This is a genomic window from Streptomyces paradoxus (genome assembly GCF_014202475.1).
In the GTDB taxonomy this organism is placed as follows: Bacteria; Actinomycetota; Actinomycetes; order Streptomycetales; family Streptomycetaceae; genus Streptomyces; species Streptomyces paradoxus.
Map to the genome: position 1 here is coordinate 303,796 of NZ_JACHGV010000003.1, position 13,134 is coordinate 316,929.

General features: G+C 72.8%; 15 protein-coding genes and 1 pseudogene. 12 read left to right on the forward strand and 4 right to left on the reverse strand.

Going from position 1 to position 13,134, the window contains the following annotated elements:
- Positions 1–38: 38 nt before the first annotated feature.
- A complete protein-coding gene (gene glmS / locus HNR57_RS11115; protein WP_184559351.1) occupies positions 39–1,886 on the forward strand; it encodes a glutamine--fructose-6-phosphate transaminase (isomerizing) in 1,848 nt (615 codons plus the stop codon).
- 81 nt (positions 1,887–1,967) lie between these two features.
- On the opposite strand, the gene HNR57_RS11120 is transcribed toward glmS, so the two are convergent.
- On the reverse strand, positions 1,968–2,327 hold the full coding sequence (locus tag HNR57_RS11120; protein WP_184559353.1) for a hypothetical protein: 360 nt from the start codon (positions 2,325–2,327) through the stop codon (positions 1,968–1,970).
- A gap of 153 nt (positions 2,328–2,480) precedes the next feature.
- Between HNR57_RS11120 and HNR57_RS11125 the strand changes: the two genes are divergently transcribed.
- The gene (locus tag HNR57_RS11125) at positions 2,481–2,852 is read left to right on the forward strand and encodes a holo-ACP synthase (protein WP_062928605.1); all 372 of its coding nucleotides are present in this window, start codon (positions 2,481–2,483) and stop codon (positions 2,850–2,852) included.
- Between the two features lie 10 nt (positions 2,853–2,862).
- On the opposite strand, the gene HNR57_RS11130 is transcribed toward HNR57_RS11125, so the two are convergent.
- Positions 2,863–3,135, reverse strand: a complete 273-nt coding sequence (locus HNR57_RS11130) for a hypothetical protein (RefSeq protein ID WP_184559355.1) — start codon at positions 3,133–3,135, stop codon at positions 2,863–2,865.
- Between the two features lie 146 nt (positions 3,136–3,281).
- Entirely contained in the window at positions 3,282–4,436 is a 1,155-nt protein-coding gene (locus tag HNR57_RS11135; RefSeq protein WP_184559357.1) for a right-handed parallel beta-helix repeat-containing protein, read from the reverse strand.
- A 173-nt stretch (positions 4,437–4,609) separates the two neighbouring features.
- Between HNR57_RS11135 and HNR57_RS11140 the strand changes: the two genes are divergently transcribed.
- The 6 genes and pseudogenes from HNR57_RS11140 (at position 4,610) to HNR57_RS11165 (ending at position 9,942) form a co-directional block, all read left to right on the forward strand.
- Positions 4,610–6,040, forward strand: coding sequence for an NAD(P)H-hydrate dehydratase (locus HNR57_RS11140; RefSeq protein ID WP_184559358.1), 1,431 nt, complete (start codon positions 4,610–4,612; stop codon positions 6,038–6,040).
- A gap of 281 nt (positions 6,041–6,321) precedes the next feature.
- Positions 6,322–6,539 (forward strand): annotated as a pseudogene (locus HNR57_RS11145) (murein L,D-transpeptidase); the annotation flags it as partial.
- A 38-nt stretch (positions 6,540–6,577) separates the two neighbouring features.
- A complete protein-coding gene (gene alr, locus HNR57_RS11150) occupies positions 6,578–7,744 on the forward strand; it encodes an alanine racemase (RefSeq protein ID WP_184559360.1) in 1,167 nt (388 codons plus the stop codon).
- Positions 7,745–7,866: 122 nt separating this feature from the next.
- Complete coding sequence (locus HNR57_RS11155; protein ID WP_184559362.1) at positions 7,867–9,126, forward strand: alpha/beta fold hydrolase; 1,260 nt, start codon at positions 7,867–7,869, stop codon at positions 9,124–9,126.
- Positions 9,095–9,613, forward strand: a complete 519-nt coding sequence (gene tsaE / locus HNR57_RS11160; protein ID WP_184559365.1) for a tRNA (adenosine(37)-N6)-threonylcarbamoyltransferase complex ATPase subunit type 1 TsaE — start codon at positions 9,095–9,097, stop codon at positions 9,611–9,613. The genes HNR57_RS11155 and tsaE overlap by 32 nt, the downstream gene beginning before the upstream one ends.
- A gap of 161 nt (positions 9,614–9,774) precedes the next feature.
- Entirely contained in the window at positions 9,775–9,942 is a 168-nt protein-coding gene (locus HNR57_RS11165) for a hypothetical protein (RefSeq protein WP_184559367.1), read from the forward strand.
- A 22-nt stretch (positions 9,943–9,964) separates the two neighbouring features.
- Here HNR57_RS11165 and HNR57_RS11170 read toward each other — a convergent pair whose 3' ends face one another.
- A complete protein-coding gene (locus tag HNR57_RS11170; protein ID WP_184559369.1) occupies positions 9,965–10,525 on the reverse strand; it encodes a hypothetical protein in 561 nt (186 codons plus the stop codon).
- A 113-nt stretch (positions 10,526–10,638) separates the two neighbouring features.
- Between HNR57_RS11170 and tsaB the strand changes: the two genes are divergently transcribed.
- Genes tsaB through HNR57_RS11190 form a run of 4 tightly spaced genes read left to right on the forward strand, consistent with a single transcriptional unit; the run spans position 10,639 to position 13,130 of the window.
- A complete protein-coding gene (gene tsaB, locus HNR57_RS11175) occupies positions 10,639–11,292 on the forward strand; it encodes a tRNA (adenosine(37)-N6)-threonylcarbamoyltransferase complex dimerization subunit type 1 TsaB (RefSeq protein ID WP_184559371.1) in 654 nt (217 codons plus the stop codon).
- Between the two features lie 8 nt (positions 11,293–11,300).
- The gene (gene rimI / locus HNR57_RS11180; RefSeq protein WP_221342446.1) at positions 11,301–11,795 is read left to right on the forward strand and encodes a ribosomal protein S18-alanine N-acetyltransferase; all 495 of its coding nucleotides are present in this window, start codon (positions 11,301–11,303) and stop codon (positions 11,793–11,795) included.
- On the forward strand, positions 11,788–12,876 hold the full coding sequence (tsaD, locus tag HNR57_RS11185; RefSeq protein ID WP_184559375.1) for a tRNA (adenosine(37)-N6)-threonylcarbamoyltransferase complex transferase subunit TsaD: 1,089 nt from the start codon (positions 11,788–11,790) through the stop codon (positions 12,874–12,876). Before rimI ends, tsaD begins: the two co-directional genes overlap by 8 nt.
- Positions 12,873–13,130, forward strand: a complete 258-nt coding sequence (locus HNR57_RS11190; protein WP_184559377.1) for a hypothetical protein — start codon at positions 12,873–12,875, stop codon at positions 13,128–13,130. Before tsaD ends, HNR57_RS11190 begins: the two co-directional genes overlap by 4 nt.
- Positions 13,131–13,134 lie beyond the last annotated feature (4 nt).

Genomic DNA, 13,134 nt, shown 5'->3' on the forward strand with positions numbered 1-13,134 from the left:
GCCGGTTCGGCACTCGAATCGACCCTAAGCTGCCGCCCATGTGTGGAATCGTGGGATACGTGGGGCCGCAGTCGGCGCTCGATGTGGTGATGGCCGGGCTGAAGCGGCTGGAGTACCGGGGATACGACTCGGCGGGCGTCGCCGTCCTGGCCGACGGTGGGCTGGCGGCGGCGAAGAAGGCCGGCAAGCTCCTCAACCTGGAGAAGGAGCTGGACGGCAGGCCGCTGCCGACCGGCGCGACGGGCATCGGGCACACCCGTTGGGCCACGCACGGCGGGCCGACGGACACCAACGCCCACCCGCACATCGACAACGCGGGACGGGTCGCGGTGGTGCACAACGGCATCATCGAGAACTTCGCCCTGCTGCGGGCCGAACTGGCGGAGCGAGGCCACGAGCTGACCTCCGAGACGGACACCGAGGTCGTCGCGCATCTGCTCGCCGAAGAGTTCTCCTCCTGCAACGACCTCGCCGAGGCGATGCGGCTGGTGTGCCGGCGGCTGGAGGGCGCGTTCACGCTGGTCGCGGTGCACGCCGACGAGCCGGACGTGGTGGTGGGAGCGCGGCGGAACTCACCGCTGGTCGTCGGAGTCGGGGAGGGCGAGTCCTTCCTCGCCTCGGACGTCGCCGCGTTCATCGCCCACACCCGCTCGGCGATCGAGCTCGGCCAGGACCAGGTGGTCGAGCTGCGCCGGGACGGCGTGACGGTGACCGGCTTCGACGGCCGCCCGGCCGACATCCGCTCGTACCACGTCGACTGGGACGCGTCGGCCGCCGAGAAGGGCGGCTACGACTACTTCATGCTCAAGGAGATCGCCGAGCAGCCCAAGGCGGTCGCCGACACACTCCTGGGCCGGATCGACGGTTCCGGTTCGCTGACCCTGGACGAGGTGCGGATCCCTCCGCGGGTGCTGCGGGAGATCGACAAGGTCGTCATCGTCGCGTGCGGCACGGCCTTCCACGCCGGGATGATCGCCAAGTACGCCATCGAGCACTGGACGCGGCTCCCCTGCGAGGTGGAGCTGGCGAGCGAGTTCCGCTACCGGGACCCGATCCTGGACGCGCAGACGCTGGTCATCGCCATCTCCCAGTCCGGCGAGACCATGGACACGCTGATGGCGCTGCGGCACGCCCGCGAGCAGGGCTCCAAGGTGCTGGCGATCTGCAACACCAACGGCTCGACGATCCCGCGCGAGTCGGACGCGGTGCTGTACACGCACGCCGGGCCGGAGGTGGCCGTCGCCTCGACCAAGGCGTTCCTGACGCAGCTCGTGGCCTGCTACCTGGTCGCGCTGTACCTGGGTCAGGTGCGGGGCACCAAGTGGGGCGACGAGATCCGGGCGGTGATCCGCGACCTGTCCTCGATCTCCGGTGCGGTGGAGCGGGTGCTGGGCACGATGGAGCCGGTGCGGGAGCTGGCACGCACGCTGGCCTCCAAGAAGACGGTGCTGTTCCTCGGGCGGCACGTGGGGTATCCGGTGGCGCTCGAAGGCGCCCTGAAGCTCAAGGAACTCGCCTACATGCACGCGGAGGGATTCGCCGCCGGGGAGCTGAAGCATGGGCCGATCGCCCTGATCGAGGAGGACCTGCCGGTGGTCGTGGTGGTGCCGTCGCCGCGTGGGCGCTCGGTGCTGCACGACAAGATCGTGTCCAACATCCAGGAGATCCGGGCGCGCGGTGCCCGGACGATCGTGATCGCGGAGGAGGGCGACGAGGCGGTCGTGCCGTACGCGGACCATCTGGTCCGGATTCCCGCGACGCCGACCCTGTTGCAGCCGTTCGTCGCGACGGTGCCGCTTCAGGTGTTCGCGTGTGAGCTGGCGACGGCCCGGGGCAACGAGGTGGACCAGCCGCGGAACCTGGCCAAGTCGGTGACGGTGGAGTGAGCGGGAAGCCGGAGTGAGCGGAAGGGGCGAACAGGCGGATGCCCTTCGCCCCCTCGATCAGCCGGTCAGGCCGTCAGCTGCTCAGATGGGCAGGCAGGTCGCCGGGACCCAGCCTTCCTTGCTGGTGCTGTTGGGGCCGCCGAAGTACCACTTGTTGCTCGTCTTGCCGCAGGCCGTGTAGCTGCCGCCCTTGACGGGCTTGCTGCCGCCGAAGCAGATGCCGCCCTTCTTGCCCTTGCCCCAGGTGCCGAGAGCGGTCGAGCTCGTCTTGGGCTGGCTGCGGAGGTTGACGGTCGCCTTGGGCTTCACGTTCGTCAGCGCGCTGCTGCAGTCGGGCTTCGTCGCCGCTGCGGCGGTGCCGGCGGTGGCGACAGTGCCGGTGAGGGCCGTGGCGAAGAGGGCTACGGCGGTGGCCGCGGTCCCCAGCGACTTCAACTTCATGATGTCCTCCCGTTTGCGTGCGATGCCGTTTGCTCATCGCGGTCAGCGCGAACTCTATAGCGGGCAGGTGAAGTTGAGGATCACGGGGTCGCCCGGGCGGTGCGTCGGAGGCCGTCCGCGCCGGATCCCGCCCGTCACCGTAGGGTGCTGCCCATGAGCATCATCGGGGTCGGCATCGACGTTGCCGAGATCGAGCGGTTCGCGGCTTCACTGGAGCGTACGCCCGCACTGGCCGGGCGGCTGTTCGTGGAGCGGGAGTTGCTGCTGCCCAGCGGGGAGCGGCGGGGGGTCGCCTCGCTCGCCGCGCGGTTCGCGGCCAAGGAGGCGCTGGCCAAGGCGCTCGGTGCTCCGCCCGGGCTGCTCTGGACCGACGCCGAGGTGTGTGTCGAGGACAGTGGGCAGCCCCGGCTGCGGGTGACCGGGACGGTGGCCGCGCGGGCCGCCGAACTCGGCGTGCGGACCTGGCACGTGTCGCTGAGTCACGACGCGGGCGTCGCCTCGGCCGTGGTCATCGCCGAGGCGTGAGACCCACGTCCTAGGCCAGGCTCCAGAGCAGCGTGATGGTGCCGATGAGGCCGATCGCGCCCAGGGTCGTACCGGCCGCCGCCGGCCACAGCCGGCCCGTTCCCCTGCGGGCGTAGTGGAGGCCCATCGCTCCGAAGGTCACCGCGAGCGCTCCGGCCAGTACCGTCCACGGGAACAGGAACGCCCAGGTTCCCACGGCCGAGAAGACGCCGAGGACCAGGGCCGTGGGGCCCAGGGCGGTGGCGGGGCTGTCCTTGTCCCTGGATGCTGTCGAGCTGGTCATGTCTCGTCGATCCCCCTTTTTGAACGAGTTCAAAACACAGCTCGATCATACGCCTGGACAGGGGTCCGGGGGAAAGGGCCCCGAAGCCCCCGCCGAGTGGGGTGGCGAGGGCTTCGGGAGCGGGGGTCAAGCGGGGTCAGGCGGGGTCAGCAGACCGACTGGCTGCTGTTCACGCGCGTGATGTTGCGGAACGTCGTGTTCTCGCCGCACGGGCTCTCCCTGATGGCCGAGTTGGTGACCGTCAGGTTCTGGACGGTGATGTCCTTGTTGTTGGGGAACTCCGAGCGCGCGGCCAGGCGCAGTTCGCCGCCGCCCGTGATCGTGCCGCTCTGCGCCGCGAGGCTGACGTTGTAGCAGTTCTCGATCAGGACCGAGTTGTTGCCGGTGTTGGAGAGCGTCACCTTGTCGATGACGGCTCCGCCGCTCTCCGAGACGCAGAACACGCCGCGTCCGCCGCCGCGGGCGACGACCTCGCCGACGCGGATGTTGGTGGGGTAGCCGCTGCCGACCCGGCCGTTGCGGTTGGCCATGCGGAAGGCGGCGTAGCCGGTGCCCGTGCCGGCGTTCTCCGCGTCCACCTTGGTGACCCTGGCGTTGATGGTCTGGTTGAGCAGCAGGCCCGACTCGCCGACGTTGCGGGCCGTCACCGTGCCGATGGTGATGCCGTCGACGCCGTAGGTCTCGACGGCGTGGCTGGACGCGCCGGAGACGTAGACGTGGTCGATGCGGACGTTGCGCGTCCACTGGCTGGTGTCGCCGCGGTTGTCGATGCGGACGCCCAGGCCGCGGGAGAGGCGCATGTCGATCTGGCGGAGCACCACGTTCTGGACGTTGCGCAGGAAGATCCCGTACAGCGGGGTGCCGGTGAGCTTGAGGTTCTGGACCTCGACGTCACGGGTGCCGCGCGAGTAGACCGGCGCCTGGTCGCCCGAGCCGCTGCCGGTGACGTCGATGGTGCCGCAGACGTCGAGGACGGTGTAACTCGGCAGGGAGATGCGGGAGCCCGCCGGGATCGAGCCCGAGCCGCGGACCACGACCCGTTCCTTCGCCGTGCGCCCGGCGGTGAGGCTGTTGACGGCCGCCTGGACGGCCGCGCGCATGTCGGTGCCGGTGTAGACCGTGCTGCCGCCGCGCCGGGCGGTCCAGGTGCCGCCGCTCTGCACGGCCTCGGCCTGGAAGGAGCCGTCTCCGCAGGCCAGCGCTCGCGTGGGGGCGGCTGTGGCGGGGGCGGTCAGGGTGCCGGCGGCGGTGAGGAGGGCGGTGGCACCGGCGGCGGCCAGTAATGCGGCTCTGCGTCCCATGGGGGCCTCGGTTTCGTCGAACGTGGGGGGTGTGCAAGCGCTTTCTGTGCGGCCGGGAGTCTGGCAAAGGGGCGGCAGAGCGTCAATGGATGCGACACGGTTCGCAGAGAGGAAGACGCGGGAGGTGCGTTTGAGGGGGAGTGGCCCCGGGGGCGTACGGGAAACTCGACCGCATGCGTACTGCGTACAGCGTGGAGACGGTCCGGAACGCCGAACGGGAGCTGATGACGCGGCTGCCGGAGGGGGCGCTGATGCAACGCGCCGCCGCCGGACTCGCCGCGGCCTGCGCCGACCTGCTGGGGCGGGTGTACGGGAGCCGGGTGGTGCTGCTCGTCGGCAGCGGCGACAACGGGGGTGACGCCCTGTACGCCGGGGCCCGGCTGGCTCGTCGGGGGGCCGGGGTCACGGCGGTGCTGCTCGCGCCGGAGCGGACGCACGCGGCGGGGCTCGCGGCGTTGCGGCGGGCCGGGGGGCGGGTCGCGGGGGCCGGTCGGGGCGAGGCGCTCGTCGAGGACGCGGACCTCGTCCTCGACGGGATCGTCGGGATCGGCGGGAAGGGCGGGCTGCGGCCGGACGCCGTGCCGCTGGCCGCAGCCGCCGGGCGGTCGCGGGGCGCCGTCGTCGCCGTCGATCTGCCGAGCGGCGTCGACGCCGACACAGGCGAGGTGCACGGGGTCGCCGTGCGGGCCGGCCTGACCGTGACGTTCGGGACCCACAAGCCGGGGCTCCTCATCGATCCCGCTCGGGAGTACGCGGGCTCGGTACGGCTGGTGGACATCGGGCTGGAACTGCCCGCCGAGGCGGAACTGGAGGCGTTGCAGCACCTCGATGTGGCCCGGCTGCTTCCGGTGCCGCGGGCGGAGAGCGACAAGTACCGGCGGGGCGTGGTCGGGATCGCCGCCGGGTCGGCGCGGTATCCGGGAGCCGCTGTGCTGGCCGTGTCGGGCGCGCTGCGGGGCGGGGCCGGGGCCGTGCGGTACGTGGGGCCGGCCGGGGACGCCGTCATCGCGCGGTACCCCGAGACGCTCGTGTCGGACCGGGGGCCGAAGCATGCGGGCCGGGTGCAGGCGTGGGTCGTCGGGCCGGGGGCCGGGGACGACGCGGCGACGGTCGCGGAGGTGCTGGCGGCGGACGTGCCGGTGCTGATCGACGCGGACGGGCTGCGGCTGGCGGACGCGGAGGTCGTACGGGGACGGCGGGCGCCGACCCTGATGACGCCCCATGCGGGGGAGGCGGCGGCGCTGCTGGGTGTCGAGCGGGGGGAGGTTGAGGGCGGTCGGCTGGCGGCGGTGCGGGAGCTTGCGCGGCGGTACGGGGCGACCGTGCTGCTGAAGGGGTCCACGACGCTGGTGGCCGACTCGGGGGGCGGGGCGGTGCGGGTGAATCCGACCGGGACGGGGTGGCTGGCCACGGCGGGGAGCGGGGACGTGCTGTCCGGGCTGGGCGGGTCGTTGCTGGCGGCGGGACTGTCCGCGGTGGATGCGGGGAGTGTGGGGGCGTATCTGCACGGGCTGGCCGGGCGGCTGGCGGCGGAGGGGGCGCCGGTGGGGGCGCATGACGTGGCCGACGCGGTGCCGGAGGCTTGGCGGAATGTTCTGGGGTGAGGGGTGAGGGTTGAGGGGTGCTTGCGGGTGCGGGGCGGTGGGGGTCGCTGTGGGAGTGGGTCGCCCCCTCCGCCCCTTCCCGTCCCGACCCGGGGGCTGCGCCCCCGCACCCCCGCTTCGGCCTGAACGGCCTCGTCCTCAAGCGCCGGACGGGCTGGTGGGTGCGGCTCGTGCGTCCGGGTGACTCCTGCCATGCGGCGGCCCCGGCCCGGGGCGTGTGCCGCGTTTGTCTGGGCGCATGATCCGCAGACGTACCGGGCCGGTCACATCGTCGCGGATGCATTGAGTACCTGTCGGCCCGACGGAACCCGAACGCCGCCGGGAGCTGCCCGGTGCGGTCCCACCCCGTGGCGTGCGTGGATCTCAGCCGCCAGCGGTCGACGCTGTACAACACGCCCATGCCGTACTCCCAGTTCTTCAGCGGCGGGCAGGCCTTCCACGGGGCGTGCTGAAGAAGGGCGACAGGGTGTTCGTGTGGGGGCGGCGGCCCGGGACGTAGCGGACCTGCTGCCGGAGCCCTCTGAGACACTGGGCGCGATGAGCGAGAGAACAGCCCCGACCGCGCCCCTGCGGGCCCGTGCCGAGATCGACCTGGCCGCCCTGCGGGCCAATGTGCGGGCCTTGCGCGCCCATGCGCCGGGCGCGGCCGTGATGGCCGTGGTCAAGTCCGAGGCGTACGGCCACGGGGCCGTGCCGTGCGCCCGCGCGGCCGTCGCCGCGGGGGCGAGCTGGCTGGGCACGGCCACGCCCGAGGAGGCCCTCGCCCTGCGGGCCGCCGGGCTGCCGGGCCGCATCATGTGCTGGCTGTGGACGCCGGGCGGGCCGTGGCGCGAGGCGATCGAGGCCGAGCTGGACGTGTCCGTCAGCGGGATGTGGGCCCTGGCGGAGGTCGTCGAAGCGGCCAGGGGAGCCGGCCGGCCCGCCCGTGTGCAGCTCAAGGCCGACACCGGCCTCGGGCGTGGCGGCTGCCAGCCCGGGGAGGCCTGGGCCGACCTGGTCCGGGAGGCGCTGCGGGCCGAGGCCGAGGGGCTGCTGCGCGTCACGGGACTGTGGTCGCACTTCGCCTGCGCCGACGAGCCCGGGCACCCCTCCATCGCCGGCCAGCTCGGCGTGTTCCGGGAGATGGTCGCGTACGCCGAGGGGCAGGGCGTGCGGCCCGAGGTCCGGCACATCGCCAACTCGCCGGCCACGCTCACGCTCCCCGAGAGCCACTTCGACCTGGTCCGCACCGGCATCGCCACCTACGGCATCTCGCCCAGCCCCGAACTGGGCACCCCGGCCGACTTCGGGCTGCGCCCGGTGATGACGCTGTCCGCCTCGTTGGCCCTGGTCAAGCAGGTGCCGGGCGGGCACGGCGTCAGCTACGGCCACCGGTACGTGACACCCGGCGCGACCACGCTCGGCCTGGTGCCGCTGGGCTACGCCGACGGCATCCCGCGGCACGCCTCCTCGGCCGGGCCGGTCCTGGTCGAGGGCAAGTGGCGCACGATCGCCGGGCGGGTCGCCATGGACCAGTTCGTGGTGGATCTGGGCGGCGACGAGCCCGCGGCGGGAGCCGAGGCGGTCCTGTTCGGACCCGGCGACCGCGGAGAGCCCACGGCGGAGGACTGGGCCCAGGCGGCCGGAACCATCGCCTACGAGATCGTGACCCGGATCGGAACGCGTGTTCCTCGCGTCTATGTGAATGAGGAACGGGACGGGTAACTCGCACAGGGAACCCGTCACGAGGAACGCCAGACACCGTGGCAACAGCAGCACCATCCGGCCCACCGGTTCACTCGACCGGGTGAGCCACCCGACCCACACCCGGCGAAGAGGAGCGGTACGTGAGCGAGAGCAGTGCGGAGGTCGTCGCGGATGTCGCCTCCGCGGCCGTCGCGGCCTCCGCCGCGGGGGCCGCGGGAGGCTGGCGCCGGGCGACCGGCATCGCCGGCGTGGCGATAGGCGTGGTGGCCGCGGGCGCGGCCGCCGGTGTCGCCCTGGAGCGGATGACGGTCGGCCGCGGCATGCGGCAGAAGGCCCGGCTCGCCCTGGACTCCGCGGGGCCGTACGGCTCGCTGCGCGGCATGCCCGGCAAGGCGTTCGCCGACGACGGCACCGAGCTGTACTACGAGGTCGACGACCTCGACCCGGAGGCCGCCCCCGCCACCATCGGCCCGCGCCGGCGACGGCTCTTCGGCCGCAAGTCCCCCGCCCCCGTCACCGTCGTCTTCAGCCACGGCTACTGCCTCAGCCAGGACTCCTGGCACTTCCAGCGAGCGGCCCTGCGGGGTGTCGTACGGACCGTGCACTGGGACCAGCGCAGCCACGGCCGGTCCGGGCGGGGCGTCGCCCAGACGCGGGACGACGAGCCGGTCACCATCGAGCAGCTGGGCCGGGACCTGAAGGCCGTCATAGACGCGGCCGCCCCCGAAGGGCCGCTCGTGCTCGTCGGGCACTCCATGGGCGGCATGACGGTGATGGCGCTGGCCGACCAGTACCCCGAGCTGATCCGCGAGCGGGTCGTCGGGGTCGCCTTCGTGGGGACGTCCTCGGGGCGGCTCGGCGAGGTCAACTACGGCCTGCCCGTCGCCGGGGTCAATGCGGTGCGGCGGGTGCTGCCCGGGGTGCTGAAGGTGCTGGGGCAGCGGGCCGAGCTGGTGGAGAAGGGGCGCCGGGCCACCGCGGACCTGTTCGCCGGGATCATCAAGCGGTACTCGTTCGCGTCCCGGGACGTCGACCCGGCCGTCGCCCGGTTCGCCGAGCGCATGATCGAGAGCACCCCGATCGACGTGGTCGCCGAGTACTACCCGGCGTTCAACGACCACGACAAGACCGAGGCGCTCGCCCAGTTCGCCGACCTGCCGGTGCTCGTGCTGGCCGGAGTGCAGGACCTGGTCACGCCGAGCGAGCACAGCGAGGCCATCGCCGATCTGCTGCCGGACGCCGAGCTGGTGCTGGTGCCGGACGCCGGGCACCTGGTGATGCTGGAACACCCGGAAGTGGTCACCGACCGCCTCGCCGACCTGCTCACCCGCACGGGTGCCGTGCCCGCAGGGGCTACCGTGAAGGGCTATGGAAGCACCAGCACCGCACAGCCCGGCTGAGCCCGGCTCCGTCCAGATCGTCGTCACGTCCCCCGAGCAGATGCGGGAGCTGGGCCGCCGGCTCGCGAAACTGCTGCGCGCCGGTGACCTGGTGATGCTCAGCGGAGAGCTCGGCGCGGGCAAGACGACGCTGACCCGCGGCCTGGGCGAAGGGCTCGGCGTGCGCGGGGCCGTCACCTCGCCGACGTTCGTGATCGCCCGGGTGCACCCCTCGCTGGGCGACGGGCCGCCGCTGGTCCACGTCGACGCCTACCGGCTCTCCGGCGGGCTCGACGAGATGGAGGACCTCGACCTCGACGTCTCGCTGCCCGACTCCGTGGTCGTCGTGGAGTGGGGTGAGGGCAAGGTCGAGGAGCTGACGGAGGACCGGCTCCAGGTCGTGATCCACCGGGCGGTGGGCGACACGACCGACGAGGTCCGCCAGATGACCGTCACCGGTCTGGGGGAACGCTGGGCCACGGCGGACCTGAGCGTCCTCGCCGCGTGAGTCCTGGTCTCCCGGCGCCCCTGGTGTGCGGTCATTCGATGAACGTTCCGACAAGACGTCGGCAAGATGTTGCGTCGGGCGTCTCGTGCGTGGTCACATGGTATCCAGTTCGTAGTTAGGTGTACCTAACTTCGTCGGCCCCGGTCCTTCGGGAGGCGTCCATGTCGGCTACAGAGAGCAAGGGGCAGCCGCAGCGGTTCGCGGTCGCCGGGGTGTCCATGCGCGACCTGCTGGCGGCCGGCGAGGCAGCGGCGCTGATCTCCACGCCCCCGCGCGCTCCCGACCCGGAATACGCCGAGCGGACCCCCGCACACCGCGAAGCGGCCTAGTCCTCATCCGGTCGAGGCTGTCCTAGCGGACGACCACGACCTTGCGGCCGATCGTCGCGAACGTCCACATCGCGTCGCCGTCCGCGCGGGTCTCGCGGATGCCGCCCGTGCGGACCTTCGGGTCGGGGGCGGGGGCGGTCGGGCCGCCCACGGCCGCGCTGAAGCCGATGACCACGCCGTCCACGTCGGCGAAGCGCACCACGTGCTCGACCGGGACGCCGTCGGAGCCGGTGACCGCGTTCGAGCGGGACGTCACCGAGTAGCTGCCCGGAGCCGGGTCCACCGCACTCGGCTCCACCTCGAACGTACGGCTGACCGCCTCGTCCCCGGCGACCAGCCACACCCGGTCGCCGCGCAGCGAATAGACGACCCGGGCGCCCTTGCCGGATTCGGGGGGCAGTGCGGTGAGGTCCCTCTTGACCTGGGGCGCCTTCGACGTACCGGCCGCCGGTGCGGCGCCCGTCTGCGCCGCCCTGCCCATGCCGGCCGGGAGGGTCTGCGCCGCCTGGTGGGCGAGGTAGCCGACCGTCGCGAGGGCCGCGGCGGTGAGCCCGGCCACGATTCCCGAGCTGCTAGCTGCCACCGGCGTCCACCTCACGTCGTACATCCCTGTCGTGACGGTAGGTGACGGTAGCAGCAGGTGACGACCCGACAGGCGCGACCGACACGGGCCCCGGGGAGCCGTAGGCTGTTTGCGTGCTCTTGCTCGCTCTGGATACCGCCACGCCCGCTGTCACCGTCGCGCTGCACGACGGACGCGATGTCATCGCCTCGTCGAGTCAGGTGGACGCGCGGCGGCACGGGGAACTGCTGCTGCCGGCGATCGACCGGGTGCTCGCCGAGGCCGGACTGCGGCTCGACGCCGTCACCGGGATCGTCGCCGGGATCGGTCCCGGACCGTACACCGGGCTGCGCGTCGGCCTGATGACCGCCGACACCTTCGGGCTCGCGCTCGGTGTCCCCGTGCACGGGGTGTGCACGCTGGACGGCCTCGCCTACGCCGCCGACCTGGAGGGCCCCTTCGTCGTCGCGACCGACGCCCGCCGCAAGGAGGTGTACTGGGCCCGCTACGCCGACTCCCGCACCCGGGTCACCGACCCCGCCGTGGACCGGCCCGCCGACATCGCCGGGCAGGTCGAGGGACTGCCCGCGGTCGGCGCCGGCGCGCTGCTGTACCCGGACACCTTCCCCAAGGCGCACGAGCCGGAGCACGTGTCCGCCGCCGCCCTCGCCCGGCTCGCCGCGGAGAAACTGGCGGCCGGAGAGGAACTCCCCGCCCCCCGGCCGCTGTACCTGCGCCGGCCCGACGCCCAGGTCCCCAAGAACTACAAGGTGGTCACCCCCAAGTGACCGAGCCCATGACGTGCGCGCTGCGCGAGATGCGCTGGTGGGACATCGACGCCGTGCTGGAGCTGGAGCGGGACCTGTTCCCCGAGGACGCCTGGTCCCGGGGCATGTTCTGGTCCGAGCTGGCCCATGCCCGGGGGCCCGGGGCCAACCGGCGGTACGTGGTCGCCGAGGCCGGCTCCCGGATCGTCGGGTACGCCGGTCTGGTCGCCACCGGTGAGCAGGCCGACGTCCAGACCATCGCCGTCTCCCGCGACCTGTGGGGCACCGGCCTCGGCGGACGGCTGCTGGCCGAACTGCTGCGGGCGGCCACCACCTTCGAGTGCGCCGAGGTGATGCTGGAGTGCCGGGTCGACAACGTCCGCGCACAGAAGCTGTACGAGCGCTTCGGCTTCGAGCCCATCGGTTTCCGGCGCGGCTACTACCAGCCCGGGAACGTGGACGCCCTGGTGATGCGCCTGACCGCCCCCGAGAACTCCGTACAAGGAACCGAGATCAATGGCTGACGAACCCCTCGTACTGGGAATCGAGACGTCCTGCGACGAGACCGGCGTCGGCATCGTCCGGGGCACCACCCTGCTGGCCGACGCCGTCGCCTCCAGCGTCGACGAGCACGCCCGCTTCGGCGGTGTCGTCCCGGAGGTCGCGAGCCGCGCCCACCTGGAGGCGATAGTCCCCACCATCGACCGCGCGCTGAAGGAGGCGGGCGTCACCGCCCGCGACCTCGACGGCATCGCCGTCACCGCCGGTCCCGGTCTCGCCGGCGCCCTGCTGGTCGGCGTCTCCGCGGCGAAGGCCTACGCGTACGCGCTCGGCAAGCCCCTCTACGGCGTGAACCACCTCGCCTCGCACATCTGTGTGGACCAGCTGGAGCACGGCGCGCTGCCCGAGCCGACCATGGCCCTGCTGGTCTCCGGCGGCCACTCCTCGCTGCTGCTGTCCTCCGACATCACCTCCGACGTCCGGCCGATGGGCGCGACCATCGACGACGCGGCCGGTGAGGCCTTCGACAAGATCGCCCGCGTGCTGAACCTCGGCTTCCCGGGCGGCCCGGTCATCGACCGGTACGCGAAGGAGGGCGACCCGGCCGCGATCGCCTTCCCCCGGGGCCTGACCGGCCCGCGCGACCCGGTCTACGACTTCTCCTTCTCGGGGCTGAAGACCGCCGTGGCGCGCTGGATCGAGGCCAAGCGGGCGGCGGGGGAGGACGTGCCGGTGCGGGACGTGGCGGCGTCCTTCCAGGAGGCGGTCGTCGACGTGCTGACCCGCAAGGCCGTTCGTGCCTGCAAGGACGAGGGCGTCCACCACCTGATGATCGGCGGCGGCGTGGCGGCCAACTCGCGGCTGCGCGTCCTCGCCCAGGAGCGCTGCGAGGCCGCCGGGATCCGGCTGCGCGTGCCGCGCCCCAAGCTGTGCACGGACAACGGCGCGATGGTCGCCGCCCTCGGCGCCGAGATGGTCGCCCGGGGACGGGCGGCGTCGAGCTGGGACCTGTCGGCCGACTCCTCGCTGCCGGTGACGGAACCGCACGTCCCGGGCGGCCACGACCATGTGCACGAGGTCAGCAAGGAGAACCTGTACTCGTGACGGTCGCCTTGATGTGGGAGGCCCGGGCCGTGCCAGGGCGCGGGGAGGACCTGCTCGCCTGGGCCCGCGCCCAGGAACTGCCCCACGCGCCGCTGCGCCGGGAGACCCTGCGCGCTCCCCAGGACCGGGTCCTCGTCCTCACCTGGTGGGACGCCCCCTACGATGCCGAGCTGCCCGAACTGCCCGAGCCCGACCCCGAGTTGATCACGCGGGCGGTACACCGCTGGCGGTTCGAGTCGGTGGCGGTCGGCTGACCGG

Excerpts from the sequence above, each read along its gene's own strand:
- glmS (WP_184559351.1), top strand. The coding sequence starts at position 39 with ATGTGTGGAATCGTGGGATACGTGGGGCCGCAGTCGGCGCTCGATGTG.
- HNR57_RS11120 (WP_184559353.1), bottom strand. The coding sequence starts at position 2,327 with ATGAAGTTGAAGTCGCTGGGGACCGCGGCCACCGCCGTAGCCCTCTTC.
- HNR57_RS11125 (WP_062928605.1), top strand. The coding sequence starts at position 2,481 with ATGAGCATCATCGGGGTCGGCATCGACGTTGCCGAGATCGAGCGGTTC.
- HNR57_RS11130 (WP_184559355.1), bottom strand. The coding sequence starts at position 3,135 with ATGACCAGCTCGACAGCATCCAGGGACAAGGACAGCCCCGCCACCGCC.
- HNR57_RS11135 (WP_184559357.1), bottom strand. The coding sequence starts at position 4,436 with ATGGGACGCAGAGCCGCATTACTGGCCGCCGCCGGTGCCACCGCCCTC.
- HNR57_RS11140 (WP_184559358.1), top strand. The coding sequence starts at position 4,610 with ATGCGTACTGCGTACAGCGTGGAGACGGTCCGGAACGCCGAACGGGAG.
- alr (WP_184559360.1), top strand. The coding sequence starts at position 6,578 with ATGAGCGAGAGAACAGCCCCGACCGCGCCCCTGCGGGCCCGTGCCGAG.
- tsaE (WP_184559365.1), top strand. The coding sequence starts at position 9,095 with ATGGAAGCACCAGCACCGCACAGCCCGGCTGAGCCCGGCTCCGTCCAG.
- HNR57_RS11165 (WP_184559367.1), top strand. The coding sequence starts at position 9,775 with ATGTCGGCTACAGAGAGCAAGGGGCAGCCGCAGCGGTTCGCGGTCGCC.
- rimI (WP_221342446.1), top strand. The coding sequence starts at position 11,301 with ATGACGTGCGCGCTGCGCGAGATGCGCTGGTGGGACATCGACGCCGTG.
- tsaD (WP_184559375.1), top strand. The coding sequence starts at position 11,788 with ATGGCTGACGAACCCCTCGTACTGGGAATCGAGACGTCCTGCGACGAG.